We start from the raw sequence: 13,559 nt of genomic DNA on the forward strand, positions 1-13,559 counted from the left end.
ATGGCCCTTGCCCGTAAAGGTCGCAGTCACCGAACGATCGACTATTGGCCAGGCTTCGTCGACGCGCTCTCGACGTTGCTGATGTCGATCATGTTTCTGCTGAGCGTCTTCGTGCTGGCGCAGTTCCTGCTTGGACGGGAAATCACCGGCAAGGACGAGGTGCTGAACCGGCTGAACAGCCAGATCAATGAACTGACGCAGCTTCTTGCACTGGAAAAGAGCGGCAAGCAGGATCTCGAGGATTCGCTTGCGAACCTCCAGGCTTCGCTTGCCCAGTCCGAAGGCGAGCGCTCGCGCCTGCAGGCGCTGCTCGACCAAGGCGCCGGCAGCACCGAAGCGGCCAACCAGAAGATCGGCCGGCTGGGATCGGAACTGGAGGCCGAGCAGCAGGTCAGCGCTCGTGCGATGAGCCAGATCGAGCTTCTGAACCAGCAGATTGCCGCGCTGCGCAGCCAGATCGCGGCCATCGAGGGCGCCCTTCAGGCATCGGAGGCGAAGGATCAGGCATCGCAGGCCAAGATCGCCGATCTCGGCCGTCGGCTGAACGTGGCGCTGGCCCAGCGCGTGCAGGAGCTCAATCGCTACCGGTCCGACTTTTTTGGCCGATTGCGGGAAATCCTCTCCGATCGTGAAAACATCCGTATCGTCGGTGACCGCTTCGTCTTCCAGTCGGAAGTGCTCTTCCCATCGGGCAGCAGCGACCTGAACCCCGAAGGCCAGGCCGAAATGGCGAAACTTGCCGCCGCGCTTCTCGATCTCGCCAAGGAAATTCCCGCCGAGATCAACTGGGTCCTGCGCGTCGATGGCCATACCGACAATGTGCAGCTGTCGGGATCCGGCCGTTTCGCCGACAACTGGGAGCTGTCGTCCGCCCGTGCGACATCGGTCGTGAAGTTCCTGATGTCCAGGGGCGTGCCAGCGGACCGGCTAGTGGCCGCAGGCTTCGGCGAATTTCAGCCCATCGCCGAGGGTGACAACCCTGAAGCTCGGGCACAGAACCGGCGTATCGAGCTGAAATTGACAGAGAAATAACGGCGTCTCCGAGCCCTTGAATTGACCTTGACGTCTGCGTAACAGTTACGTCCCAGCAATTCAAAGTGTTACAGCGTCTTTGTGCGTCTGGAGGGACGCACGGCGTTGTAGGGAGGGCGCCTTGCATGGATTGTGATGTGCTGGTCGTCGGTGCGGGCCTTGCCGGGCTCGTGGCGGCGTCCGAGGCTGCGGCGCGTGGCCGCAAGGTGATCGTTCTCGATCAGGAGGGGGAGCAGAATCTCGGCGGTCAGGCCTTCTGGTCGCTTGGAGGCCTGTTCTTCATCGATAGCCCTGAGCAGCGGCGCATGGGAATTCGCGACAGCCGCGATCTCGCGCGCCAGGACTGGCTGGGCTCGTCGCAATTCGACCGGCCGGAAGATCATTGGCCGCGGCTGTGGGCCGATGCCTATCTCGATTTCGCCGCCGGCGAGAAGCGCTCTTGGCTCCATTCGCTTGGGCTTCGCTGGTTCCCGGTGGTCGGCTGGGCCGAACGTGGGGGTGGGCTCGCCCACGGTCACGGCAATTCGGTCCCGCGTTTTCACGTGACTTGGGGCACCGGCCCCGCTGTCCTCGGTCCCTTTGTCCGACTGGCGCGGGAAGCGGAAAGCCGCGGCCTTCTGCGATTCCGCTTCCGCCATCGCGTTGATGAACTGGTGACGACCGATGGTGTGGTAACAGGCGCCCGCGGCGCGATCCTCAAGGCGGATCCGGTGGCGCGCGGCCAGCGCAGCTCGCGTGACGTCGTCGGAGACTTCGAAATCTCAGCCGGGGCGGTCATCGTGAGTTCCGGCGGCATCGGCGGCAATCATGAACTCGTACGCCGAAACTGGCCGCGCAAGCGGCTCGGGCAACCTCCGGCGACGATGGTGAGCGGCGTGCCGCATCATGTCGACGGCCGCATGCTCGAAATCGCCGGCCAAGCGCGAGGTTCCGTCATCAATGCCGATCGCATGTGGCACTACACGGAGGGCCTCAGGAATTTCGACCCGATCTGGCCGGATCACGGCATTCGCATTCTGCCGGGACCGTCCTCGTTCTGGTGCGATGCCGACGGCAATCGGTTCGCGGCGCCTGCGATGCCGGGTTTCGACACGCTCGGCACTTTGGAGGCGATCCGCCGCAGCGGTCACGACTACAGCTGGTTCATTCTGACCAGGGCGATCATCAAGAAGGAATTCGCCCTTTCCGGGTCGGAGCAGAATCCCGATCTCACCGGCAAGAACCTGGCGCTTCTCCTGAAGCGGCTCGGCAAAAATCCGCCGGATCCTGTCCAGGCTTTCATGGACAAAGGCGAGGACTTCATCGTCCGCGACCGGCTCGAGGACCTTGTCGAGGCGATGAACCGGCTTTCCGGCGAGAACCGGCTTTCGGCCTCCCATCTGAGAGCGCAGGTCGAAGCGCGTGATCGTGAGATCACCAATCCCTTCTCCAAGGACGCTCAGGTGATCGCGATCCGCGGTGCTCGGACCTACCGCGGCGACCGGCTGCTGCGAACGGCAAAACCACATCGCCTTCTTGATCCGAAGGCCGGGCCGCTGATCGCCGTTCGGCTGCACATCCTGACGCGCAAGACACTCGGCGGCCTGCAGACCAATCTCGCTGGGCAGGTGCTGGAGATATCCGGCGAACCGGTCCCGGGTCTCTATGCGGCGGGCGAAGTGGCCGGTTTCGGCGGCGGCGGCATGCATGGCTACAATGCGCTGGAGGGGACCTTTCTCGGCGGCTGCATCTTCTCTGGCCGCGCGGCGGGACGCAACGCCGGAGCCGCGACGTAGACGTCTGACTGGCGGGCTTGGTCGGTACAAGCGGCGGCAATGCGCCGGGTCCGTTTCAGGCCCGGCGCTTGACCGAAAGCGTCAATCCATCTGAATGTTGGCGTCGCGTACCACCGGCGTCCACTTCGCAAGCTCTGCCTTGACGTGGGCGCCGAGCTCCTCGGGCGTCGAGCCGACGATCTTCGCGCTGAACTCCTCCATGCGCTTCTGGACCGCCGGGTCGGCGAGCGCCTTGTTTGCCGACTCGTTCAAGCGGGCGATCACCGGCTGGGGCGTGTTGGCGGGTGCGAAGAGCGCGTTCCAGGTATAGGTCTCGTAGCCGGGAATGCCGGATTCGGCGATTGTCGGAATATCGGGGAAGGACGGTGCGCGTTCGGCGGTCGTGACAGCGAGCGCCCGCAAGGTTCCGGCCTTGATATGCCCTGACGACGAGGGGAGATTGTCGAACATGATCGGGACCTGGTTGCCGATGACGTCGTTCAGCGCCGGCCCGGAGCCCTTGTAAGGGATATGCTGCATGCTGACGCCCGCCATTTTCTTGAAGAGCTCACCCGAGAGATGTAGCGGCGTCCCGTTGCCGGACGAGGCGTAGCTGTACTGGTCCGGCGCTGCCTTGAGCAAGGCGAGCAATTCTTCGACGGTCTTGGCGGGCAGTTCCGGGTTGACGACCAGCACGTTGGGGACGATGACCAGCAGGGAGATCGGCGCGAAGTCCTTTTCCGGGTCATAGGGCTTGGTTTTCAGGATCAACGGGTTGAGCGCGTGCGTCGCGACCGTGGCCATCAGGATCGTATAACCGTCGGAATCGGCGCGGGCGACGTTGGCGGCCCCGAGATTGCCGCCGGCACCGGCCACGTTCTGGACGATGACCTGTTGGCCGAGATCCTCCGACATCTTCTGGGCAATGATTCGCGCGACCACGTCGGTCGAGCCGCCGGCAGCAAAGGGGACAACCAGGGTCACTGGCCGATCCGGAAAGTCTTGCGCTTGCGCTGTTGGCCCAATGGCCAGCGCGGAAAGCGCGGTCAGGCCGAAGGCCATAGCGGCGCGGCGGGTCAGTCTCGTGAATGCCATGCGAAAATCCTCCCAATGTCGTCGGTGACGATGCCGGCTGCAAAAGGCCGGGTCCTTAAGAATAGGGCCCGGCTCCGGCGGTGCAATGGCGGAAGGTGTATCAGCGGCGGTTGGACGACGAAAGTCTAAGTTCGAGCCGCAACGAAGAGCGCTTCCGCGCCATGGTCGAACTGCAGCCGGGCGAGCTTTGCGTAAAGGCCGCCTTGGCGGATCAGCGACGTATGTGTGCCTTCCTCGACGACGCGGCCGTGGTCCATGACCAGGATACGGTCGGCCTTGAGCACGGTCGCCAGCCGGTGTGCGATGACAACGGTGGTGCGCTGCCGCATCAGGCCGTCGAGCGCCGTCTGCACCAATGTCTCGCTCTCGGCGTCTAGCGCCGAGGTCGCCTCATCCAGGAGAAGAATCGGCGCGTCCCTGAGGATCGCCCTTGCGATGGCGATACGCTGTCGCTGGCCCCCGGAAAGCGTGACCCCGCGCTCGCCGACTTCGGTGTCGTAGCCCCGATCAAGCTTTGCGATGAATTCGTCCGCCTGCGCGGCGACAGCGGCTGCGCGGACGGCTTCCCGGCTCGCATCCGACGCGCCAAACGCAATGTTGTCGTGGACGGAGGCGGCGAAGATCGTCGTGTCCTGCGGCACGATGGCAATGCGGCCGCGCAACTCCTTGGGGTCGACGGTGCGGGCGTCGATGCCGTCGACGGCGACAGTTCCTTTCGCCGGATCGTAGTAGCGCAGGAGCATCGAGAAGACTGTGCTCTTGCCCGCGCCGGAGGGGCCGACGATGGCCACGGTTTCGCCCGGCCTGACCGCGAAGCTCAGGCCGTTCAGGCTCTTGTAATCCGGGCGCGCCGGATAGGCGAAGTGGACGTCGGCAAACTCGATCGCCCCCTGTGCCGGCACCGGCATGGCGACCGGATGCTCGGGCGCCTGGATCTGCGGCACTTCGGTCAGCAGTTCGTTCAGGCGCTCGGCGGCACCCGCCGCTTGCGAGAGCTCACCCCAAACCTCCGAGAGTGCGCCGAGGCTGCCGGCGGCGAAAACCGAATAGAGCAGGAACTGGCTGAGCGTGCCTGCCGAGAGCGTGCCCGCGAGCACGTCGCGCGCGCCGAACCAGAGCACGGCGACGACGCTGCCGAAGACCATGGTGATGGCAAATCCGGTGAGGATCGATCGCGCCTTGATCGCCGCCCGCGCCGCGCCATAGGCGTCTTCCACCGCGCTACCGAAATGCCGATTGGCGCTTTCTTCACCGTTGAAGGCCTGGACCGTGCGGGCTGCCGCGATCGCCTCCCCGGCATAGGCGGAGGCTGTGGCAAGTGTGTCCTGCGCCTCGCGCGAGCGCCGGCGGACAGACCGGCCGAAACCGACGAGAGGAAAGACGATGACCGGGATCGCTGCAAGCACGAGGCTCGAAAGCTTCGGACTGGTATAGATCATCATGCCGATGGCGCCGAGACAGAGGATCAGATTGCGCAAAGCCACCGACGCCGTGGCGCCGACGGCCGATTTGATCTGCGTCGTGTCGGCGGTCAGGCGGGACACGATTTCCCCTGACTGGTTGACATCGAAGAAGGAGGCGGAAAGCCGGGTGACCTTGGCGAAGACATCGCGGCGGAGATCGGCGACGATGCGTTCGCCGAGCGAGATGACGAAGTAGTAGCGCGCGGCACTGGCAAGGGCGAGGACAATGGCCAGCACCATCAGCATGGAGAAATAGGTGTTGATGAAGCCGGAATCGGAATTGGAGAAGCCATTGTCGATCATCCGGCGGACAGCCAGCGGCAATGTCAGCGTGGTGACCGCGGCGAGCGTCAGCGAGATTGCTGCTCCAACCACAAGCGGGCGGTATCGCGCCAGGTAGGGCAGCACGGCGGCAAGCGGGCGAATGGACCTGCGTGCTGGCGGTTGGTTCTCTCGTGTGGACACATGACCCCCGATCGCCTACAGCGCCGCGCGTCCGATCGGACGCGCTAAGGTCGCTGTAGCACTTTGAAATGCGTGGAAGGGCTTTCCTGATAAGTCTTCCGCGCGGCACTTGTTATCCCGCAGACCTTCATGTATAGGCACGGCATCGAATTGGGGAGCCGTAGCCCAGTGGCGGTCTGCGGCTTCATTTACGTGTTCGGTCCCAAAGTCGCAATGCCTTGCGACAATTGGACCCTGGAACTCTAGGAAGATTGTTATGAAGGCAGACATCCATCCCGACTACCACACGATCAAGGTGGTCATGACCGACGGCACCGAATACGAAACCCGTTCGACCTGGGGTTCGGAAGGCGCCACCATGAACCTGGAAATCGACCCGAAGTCGCATCCGGCCTGGACCGGCGGCAACCAGCAGCTCGTCGACCGCGGCGGCCGCGTCTCCAAGTTCAAGAAGCGCTTCGAAGGCCTCGGCCTCTGATCGCCCGCTGTTTTCGGCGTGTTCGAAGCCCGGCTCTGCCGGGCTTTTTTGTTTCCTCGCACCTGTAAACTTTTGAATCGCTGCAGGTTAGCGGAGCCATGCTCTGGCACGAAAAACCCGGCGCGCGGCCGGGTTCTGGATTGTCAGGGAAGGTGAGCCGTTCGGGCGTCAGTTGGTGCCGAAGGCGGTCTGCAGCAGCTTGATCTGCGCCTTGACGCCGTTCTGGTTGTCCGGAACGAAGCTCGTCGCCTCCTGCGGCCGGTAAATCTCGCGATCGAGCATGGCGACGCGGTTCTGCAGGCGGAGCGACCGTTCGATCAGATCGCGGAACGTCTCCGGAAGGTCGTTCCAGCCGGGCGCGCTGCGATCGACATTGAAGCTGTCGAGGCGAACCTTGCTCTTTTCTGAAAGAACCTGATCACGGCTCATTTCGCCGTTGTTGACGGCGCGTTGAAGGAGAAGCCAGGAGGCCATCTGCATCAGCCGCGTAGTGAGCCGCATCGACTCGGCCGCGTAGAGCACCGACGCCATCCGCGGCAGCGTCTTGGAGGCCAGGCGGCCCGGCCCGTCGAGATAGCTCGCCGTTTCTTCGACCAGGCCCATGCCTTCCGCATAGAGCGACTTGAACTGCGCCGAGGACGCAGCGTGTCCCGCGAAGCTGACGGTATTCAATCCTCTCTCGGACATGGTCTGTTTTTTCCCTGGTTCAAACGCATAACGGTCAGGTGACGGGCGGCTCCGGGAAAAACGTCCCCTGGCCCCCTCTATGGTTGAAGAATGACCCCATACCGCATTCCGCGCAAGGGTATTCTTAAGAAAGGGTTAATCTCCACAATTCTTTGAAATACACCGATCGCAAGACAAAAAAAGAGCCGCGGAAAGCGGCTCTCAAGGTAAAACAGGGAGAAAAATCAGACCCATTCGCCAGTCGGAGAAAATGTCTGAGTCCGGGAGAAACCGGATGACTCGACAATCGCCGAAAATGCTTAATTTGCCGTTAAGCGGCGTTCATTTCGGGTCGCGAAGAAGGAGGCGCCAGCGCAAGAAAACTTTCCGCGTCGTCACCTAGCGAAAGAGCTTCTCCGCTGCGGAGCGGCTCGCCGACTTACGCGCCCGTTCGGCCTCCAGTCTTGCAATCTCCTCCGTCAAAAGTGCGATGCGTGCTGAAAGTTCATCGACCGAGAGCAGCGACAGGTCGCTGCCGATCTCGTGAACCGTCTTCTTCTTGGGAAGGTCGTCGTCAAACAGGCTCATTCGATCTCTCCTCTTCCTCGGGGTTGTCGCTGATATCGTCTCGCGGCTCATCGAGCGGTGCGGCGCGCGGCGAAAGCTGCAGGCTTTCCGGCGTCGTCGGCGTACCGGCGTTGACCGGCGAGAAGGCGTCGCGCTCGGCGACCGGAACCGGTGCGCGGCGGCGGCTGCGGACGATTGCGTAGGCCGTGATCAACATATGCGCGCAGGCGGTGATCATGAACAGGCCGTAGGGCCCCGTCGCGGTCATCACCGGTCCGCCGATCGTCGGGCCGATGATCGTGCCAATGCCGTAGAGCAGCAAGAGGCCGCCCGAAACCTTGACGAATTCTTCGGGCGTCGCGAAGTCGTTGGCGTGGGAGACGGCGATCGGATAAAGCGCATTGGCGGCCGCACCGTAGATGGCGATCAGCGTCAACACGATCCAGACCTGGCCTGGTTCGACGAGGAAGAGCAGGAGACCCGCAAGCGCGCCGATGCCGGCGAGCACCGCCAGCACGTAGCGCCGGTCGATGCTGTCGGAAATACGGCCCGCAGGCAACTGCATGACGGCTCCCGAAAAGATTGCCACGCTCATCATCGTTGCGACGGTGCTGTCGGAAAGACCGGCCTGGCGGCCGAAGACCGCGCCGAGCGTTCCGAAGGCGCCGTTTGCGATACCGACCAGCAGAATCCCCAGGAAGGAGACCGGCGAATTGCGGTAGAGGCCGCGCAAATCGAGCCGGACCTGTTTCAGCGGCTGCGGCGAGGCGGCCTTGGAGAGCAGCGTCGGCAGCATCGCGACGCAATAGAGAATGCCGCAGATCATGAAGAAGAAGGTCGTCGACGTCTCGCCGAATGGGATCATCATCTGGCCGCCGACGACGCCGAACAAAGTGATCGCGATATAGAGCGAGAAGATCACGCCACGGCTTTCATTGGTGGCGCGCTCGTTCAACCAGCTTTCGATGATCATCGATGTGCCGGCGGTCGAGAAACCCGTGACAGCGCGCAATGCAACCCACCAGATCGGATCGACCAGGATGCCGGTTAGCAAGGAGACGATGGCGATCAGGGCGGTGAAGACACTGAAGGCGCGCACATGGCCGATGCGCTTGACAACATTCGGCCCCAGGAAGCAGCCGAGAACGAAGCCCGAGGCCCAGGAGGTGCCAAGGAGGCCGAGAATGGTCGTCGGATATCCTTCCGCCGTGCCGCGGACCGGCAGGAGCAGACTCTGCAGACCGTTTCCAAGAAAGAGAAACAGGGTACCAAGCAGGAGCGCGGTGACGGGAAGCAGGTTCTTTCTCATCATCAATCCGAAAATCGTTCTGCCGTCAGCAAGCTAGGGCCGAGCTCCCGCAATTGCCAGCCGGATTTTGTGCCACCTGTCATTGCAAATCGGCGGCGGAAACAATAGCCCTCTATGCGACCAAAAGTGACGACGATATGACGCCGAGGAAAGAGACAGGAAAAGTGCACAAAGGTTTTCCGGCCCATCCCGCTTCGGCATCGCGGTCCGTCGTGGCGAACAGAGCTTTCGGGGATTGAACGAATGTCGAAGATCCTGGCGGCTCTCCTACTATTGGCAATGTGTGTTCAACTCATCAAGCCGCTCGGCTTGCCGGGGCTGCGCCAACGTCGTGACTTCTGGAAGATCGCGGTTTTCGCGATCGCGGTGATGATGGTCACCGTGCTTGTGCGGCCCTAGATCATTTCATCGTTTCGTTGAAACAGAGAACTGATCGAACTCTTTGAAGCCAGGCAATTCCGGACGGAAAATCGCGGCACGACCCAGAATAGTTGATGTCCCGTACGGCTGGTTCCATTTGAAACAGATCCTCTGTACGCGCCGGGCTATTCTGATGGCAGAGGTGCGGAAGTATCCGCACGACATCCAGACTATAAAAGGATAAGTTAGCTTGTTCGGACACAAGATGAAAATCGAGGGTCTCTTGGAACGTCGTCTGACCGCCATCCTCGCTGCCGATGTCGTGGGTTATAGCCGTCTCATGGGAACCGACGAGGCCGGCACGCTTGCAGCGATGAAGAGGCATCGCCGCGAGTTCCTGGAGCCAAAGATCGCAAACCACAAGGGACGCGTCGTCAAGCTTGCGGGCGACAGCATGCTGGTCGAGTTTTCGAGCGTGGTGAATGCCGTCGCCTGTGCAGCCGAGATCCAGCGCGGCATGCTCGCCAGGAACGAGGGCCTGCCAAGGAGCCGGCGCATCGAGCTCCGGATCGGTGTTCACCTCGGCGACGTCATCGTCGAAGACGGCGACATTTTCGGCGACGGCGTAAACGTAGCGGCTCGGCTCGAGGGCTTGGCCGAGCCTTCCGGCATCGCAGTTTCCGCCTCAGTGCGCGATCATGTCGGCTCGCGGCTCGACCTTGGCTTCGTGGACAAGGGGGAGCATGCGTTGAAGAACATTGCCGCGAGCGTCCGCGTCTACACCATCTCCTTCGGCGGCGGCGTCGCAGTACAGAAGCCAGCGGAGCCGACCGCCGTCACGGTGGAGCCAGGCTATGAGCTCTCGGTCGCCGTTCTTCCTTTCACGAACATGAGCCAGGATCCGGAGCAAGAATATTTCTCCGACGGCATCACCGAGGACATCATCACCGATCTGTCCAAGATTTCACGCCTGCATGTCGTCGCCCGAAACACCGTATTCACCTACAAGGGCAAGCCGGTGAAGGTGAAGCAGATCGCCCAGGAACTCGGGGTCCGCTTCATTCTCGAAGGCAGTGTCCGCAAGGTGGGCGAGCGGGTGCGCATCACGGGCCAACTTATCGACGCGCAGACCGGCGGACATTTGTGGGCGGACCGCTACGATCGCGAACTCACGGATATCTTCACGATCCAGGACGAGATCACGCATGCGATCGTCGACCAACTCAGGATCAAGCTGTTGCCGGAGGAGAAGAAAGCGATCGAGAGCGATCCGACCACCTCCGTGGAAGCCTATACCTACTATCTTCGGGGTCGGCAGTTCTCCCGTACCTGGACCCGGCCCTACCTGCTGCTTGCGCGCCGGATGTTCCTGAAGGCTGTCGAACTCGATCCTAAATATGCTCGTGCCTATGCGGGCATAGCCGAATGCGAATGTGCGATCAGGGATTGGCACGAAAAGGAGTTTTCGCTCGACAGCATTCTCGAGATGAGCGCAAGGGCGCTCGCCCTCGATTCAAATCTGGCGGAAGCGCATGCCTCACGCGGGCTGGCGTTGAATCACCAAGGGCAAACGGAGGAGGCCGGCCGCGAGTTCCGCCAGGCCCTGGCGCTTGATCCTTCGCTTTATGAAGCGAATTTATACTATGGTCGCTTCCTGTTTGCGCTGGGTCGGTTTCAGGAAGCGGTCGGATTCTTCCAGCGCGCGGCCGAGATCAGGCCGGACGACTATTTTTCGCCAATTCATTTGATGGGTTGCTACTTCTCGCTCGGGATGGAAACCGAGCGCCAGCGCTGGGCGCGCATCGGCATCGAGCGGGCCGAACGCGCGCTCGAGCGGCATCCGGAAAATGCCAGCCCGGCGCATCGCGGCGCGCTGGCGCTCGCGCACATGGGCGAACCCGAGCGCGCGAAGGAATGGGTGACTCGTGCGCTGGCGATCGATCCGGACGACGTGGTCGCGCAATACAATGCAGCCTGCGTCTACTCGCTTCTCGGCGAGGGCGAGCGCGCGCTGGATCTCCTTGAGACCGTCGTGCCGCAGAGTTCCTGCTATCACCTCCATTGGTTCCAGCAGGACTCCGATCTGGACGCCATTCGCGACCACCCGCGCTTCCGCGCGCTGCTCGACGCGTTCGGGGACCAGGAGGCCGCGACACGCTGAACCTCGCGCTGTCGCGGCAGAATCACACCTCGATCGATCCGCGCATGACGGCCACGCAATCGCCCGAGACGCCGACCTTGCGGATCGAGCCGCCCTGCTTACTGACGGCAACGGTTATGAGGCTGCGCCGACCCATCTCGACTCCCTGTTCGATCGTGAGTTCGATTTCCGCGTCGTCATCCGGAAGGAGCGAGACGAGATAGGCGCCGAGCGCGGCGCAAGCGCTGCCGGTTGCTGGATCCTCGATGACATTGTCGAGCGGCGCGAACATGCGGGCTCTTATCTGCCACGGCTGCTGCTGCGTTTGGGCGTAGAGGAACAGGCTGAAGCTGTCCTCGGCAAGCGGATAGCGGGCATTCGCCTCGTCGAAGGCGCTGACGTTCGGACGCGCCGTCGCGAGCGTTTCCACATCCCGGATTTCGGTGACCGCGAAGGGAAGGCCGACGGAAATCCGCACCGGCGCGTGGCAGCGATCGCTCACGCTTTCCGGGCGGAGTGAGGCACAGGCGGCGATGGTCGCCGTGTCAATGATGGGGCCGACGGCAAGCTGCTGCGGCGCGACGATGCTCGCGCCTGTAACAACGCTGTCTTGGCGCAAGAGGGCCACCTCGACCAATCCCGCCTTTTCCTCGAAACGCAGGTGGTCGCCCGGCAACTTGCCGAAAATTTCCGATTGTCGACCGAGCACGAAGGCGGTGCCGACATTCGGATGTCCAGCAAACGGCACTTCGGTCGTGGGCGTGAAAATGCGCACGCGCGCCGTGTTTGCGGGATCGCCTGGCGGAAGCACAAAGGTGACTTCGGAATAGCCGAATTCGGTGGCGATCGCCTGCATCTGACGATCGGTCAATCCGCGTGCATCCGGGATCACGGCAAGCTGATTTCCGGCGAAGCGCTCGGAGGTGAAAACATCGACAGTGGCGAAGGAAACGGTTGTCATTGAAGGCTCCTGCTCGATCGACATACCGATAGAGCCGTTGTGCGCCGGCAGAAACCGCGAACTTGTCTCCCTGACAATTGCCGCGCGGCGGAGATCGCCGCTATCCATCCCCAAGCAAAAGCCCGGCGACATCGCTGCCGCCGGGCCTTCTCCTCGCTCCCACTTTTGCGGTCCGATGCTGACGCCTCAGGCGGCCTTTTCGAGGTCCTTTTTCCAGCTGCCCTTGGCCGCGAGGCTGCACATCTTCGCACGATGCGTGAAGGCGCGCTGGCCGGCGGCGACGTTTTCCGCCTTGCCGTTCCAGGCGGTGAGCGCCTCCTGCTGCAGAGCGCGGCCATAGGAGAAGGTGAGCTTCCAGGGCAGGTCGTGCGCCGTGTTGATGGCGGAAAGATGCGCGGTTGCTTCCTCCGTCGACTGGCCGCCGGAGAGGAAGGCGATGCCCGGAACGGCGGAAGGAACGGTGCGCTTCAGCACCTTGACCGTGCGCTCGGCAACCTCGCTGACGGACGCCTTGCGCGCCTTCTTGCCGTCGATCACCATGCTCGGCTTCAGGATCATGCCTTCGAGCTTGACGCGCGCGTCGCCGAGTTCCTCGAACACGGTGCGCAGCACCCATTCCGTAACCTCTTCGGAACGCTCGATCGAGTGGTCCCCGGGAGCGCCGTCCATCAGCACTTCCGGCTCGACGATCGGCACGATCTTCGCTTCCTGGCAGAGTGCGGCGTAGCGGGCCAGTGCATGGGCGTTGGCCTTCACTGCGCCCCAGGTCGGAAGGGTATCGGAGACAGCTATGACGCCGCGCCATTTGGCAAAGCGGGCGCCGGCCTCATGATACTTGGCGAGCCGTGCCGCGAGGCCGTCGAGACCTTCGGTGATCGTCTCCTTTGCGAAATAGGGCAACGGCTTTGCGCCGGTATCGACCTTGATGCCGGGAATCGAGCCGGCCTGCCGGATGATCTCGACGAGCGGCGTGCCGTCGGCTGCCTTCTGGAACAGCGTTTCTTCATAAAGAATGACGCCGGAGATGTAGTTGCGCATCGCTTCCTCCGACCGCAGCAGCATCTCGCGATAGTCGCGGCGCGAGGTCTCGGTGGATTCCAGTGCAATGCTGTCGAAGCGCTTCTTTATTGTTGCGGTCGACTCGTCAGCGGCGAGCAGGCCCCGGCCATTGGCGACCATCGCAACCGCAATATCTTCCAGTCTTTCGCTCATGTTTTTTCTCCTTAGACAGCGCCGATCACGAACGGAGCGGGCGACGAATGAAAACAA

General features: G+C 62.5%; 12 protein-coding genes. 5 read left to right on the forward strand and 7 right to left on the reverse strand.

The window, feature by feature from the left end; translation table 11 throughout:
- Complete coding sequence (locus ILFOPFJJ_RS03450; RefSeq protein WP_173509159.1) at positions 1-1,032, forward strand: peptidoglycan -binding protein; 1,032 nt, start codon at positions 1-3, stop codon at positions 1,030-1,032.
- A gap of 125 nt (positions 1,033-1,157) precedes the next feature.
- A complete protein-coding gene (locus ILFOPFJJ_RS03455; RefSeq protein ID WP_173509160.1) occupies positions 1,158-2,807 on the forward strand; it encodes an FAD-binding dehydrogenase in 1,650 nt (549 codons plus the stop codon).
- A gap of 81 nt (positions 2,808-2,888) precedes the next feature.
- On the opposite strand, the gene ILFOPFJJ_RS03460 is transcribed toward ILFOPFJJ_RS03455, so the two are convergent.
- Together ILFOPFJJ_RS03460 and ILFOPFJJ_RS03465 are read right to left on the reverse strand one after the other, a co-directional pair.
- The gene (locus tag ILFOPFJJ_RS03460; protein WP_173509161.1) at positions 2,889-3,881 is read right to left on the reverse strand and encodes a Bug family tripartite tricarboxylate transporter substrate binding protein; all 993 of its coding nucleotides are present in this window, start codon (positions 3,879-3,881) and stop codon (positions 2,889-2,891) included.
- Between the two features lie 125 nt (positions 3,882-4,006).
- A complete protein-coding gene (locus tag ILFOPFJJ_RS03465) occupies positions 4,007-5,809 on the reverse strand; it encodes an ABC transporter transmembrane domain-containing protein (RefSeq protein ID WP_173509162.1) in 1,803 nt (600 codons plus the stop codon).
- 256 nt (positions 5,810-6,065) lie between these two features.
- Between ILFOPFJJ_RS03465 and rpmE the strand changes: the two genes are divergently transcribed.
- Positions 6,066-6,287, forward strand: a complete 222-nt coding sequence (gene rpmE, locus ILFOPFJJ_RS03470; protein ID WP_173509163.1) for a 50S ribosomal protein L31 — start codon at positions 6,066-6,068, stop codon at positions 6,285-6,287.
- A gap of 168 nt (positions 6,288-6,455) precedes the next feature.
- Here rpmE and rcdA read toward each other — a convergent pair whose 3' ends face one another.
- The 3 genes from rcdA to ILFOPFJJ_RS03485 all read right to left on the reverse strand — a co-directional run bounded on the left by rcdA (position 6,456) and on the right by ILFOPFJJ_RS03485 (position 8,829).
- Entirely contained in the window at positions 6,456-6,974 is a 519-nt protein-coding gene (gene rcdA / locus ILFOPFJJ_RS03475; protein ID WP_173509164.1) for a protease adaptor protein RcdA, read from the reverse strand.
- 378 nt (positions 6,975-7,352) lie between these two features.
- A complete protein-coding gene (locus ILFOPFJJ_RS03480; RefSeq protein ID WP_173509165.1) occupies positions 7,353-7,541 on the reverse strand; it encodes a DUF1192 domain-containing protein in 189 nt (62 codons plus the stop codon).
- Positions 7,528-8,829 carry an MFS transporter gene (locus tag ILFOPFJJ_RS03485; RefSeq protein WP_173509166.1) on the reverse strand — a complete coding sequence of 434 codons (1,302 nt, stop codon included), beginning with the start codon at positions 8,827-8,829 and terminating at the stop codon, positions 7,528-7,530. The genes ILFOPFJJ_RS03480 and ILFOPFJJ_RS03485 overlap by 14 nt, the downstream gene beginning before the upstream one ends.
- Positions 8,830-9,072: 243 nt before the next feature.
- On the opposite strand from ILFOPFJJ_RS03485, the gene ILFOPFJJ_RS03490 reads away from it, so the two are divergent.
- Together ILFOPFJJ_RS03490 and ILFOPFJJ_RS03495 are read left to right on the forward strand one after the other, a co-directional pair.
- On the forward strand, positions 9,073-9,228 hold the full coding sequence (locus tag ILFOPFJJ_RS03490; protein WP_173509167.1) for a hypothetical protein: 156 nt from the start codon (positions 9,073-9,075) through the stop codon (positions 9,226-9,228).
- Between the two features lie 226 nt (positions 9,229-9,454).
- Positions 9,455-11,350 carry a TPR end-of-group domain-containing protein gene (locus ILFOPFJJ_RS03495; RefSeq protein ID WP_173509168.1) on the forward strand — a complete coding sequence of 632 codons (1,896 nt, stop codon included), beginning with the start codon at positions 9,455-9,457 and terminating at the stop codon, positions 11,348-11,350.
- Positions 11,351-11,372: 22 nt separating this feature from the next.
- On the opposite strand, the gene ILFOPFJJ_RS03500 is transcribed toward ILFOPFJJ_RS03495, so the two are convergent.
- Positions 11,373-12,290: a PhzF family protein gene (locus ILFOPFJJ_RS03500; protein WP_173509169.1), complete on the reverse strand. Its 918-nt coding sequence runs from the start codon at positions 12,288-12,290 to the stop codon at positions 11,373-11,375.
- Positions 12,291-12,476: 186 nt separating this feature from the next.
- On the reverse strand, positions 12,477-13,502 hold the full coding sequence (locus ILFOPFJJ_RS03505; protein ID WP_173509170.1) for a class I fructose-bisphosphate aldolase: 1,026 nt from the start codon (positions 13,500-13,502) through the stop codon (positions 12,477-12,479).
- Positions 13,503-13,559: the final 57 nt, after the last annotated feature.

Source organism: Sinorhizobium psoraleae, from assembly GCF_013283645.1.
Taxonomy (GTDB): Bacteria; Pseudomonadota; Alphaproteobacteria; order Rhizobiales; family Rhizobiaceae; genus Sinorhizobium; species Sinorhizobium psoraleae.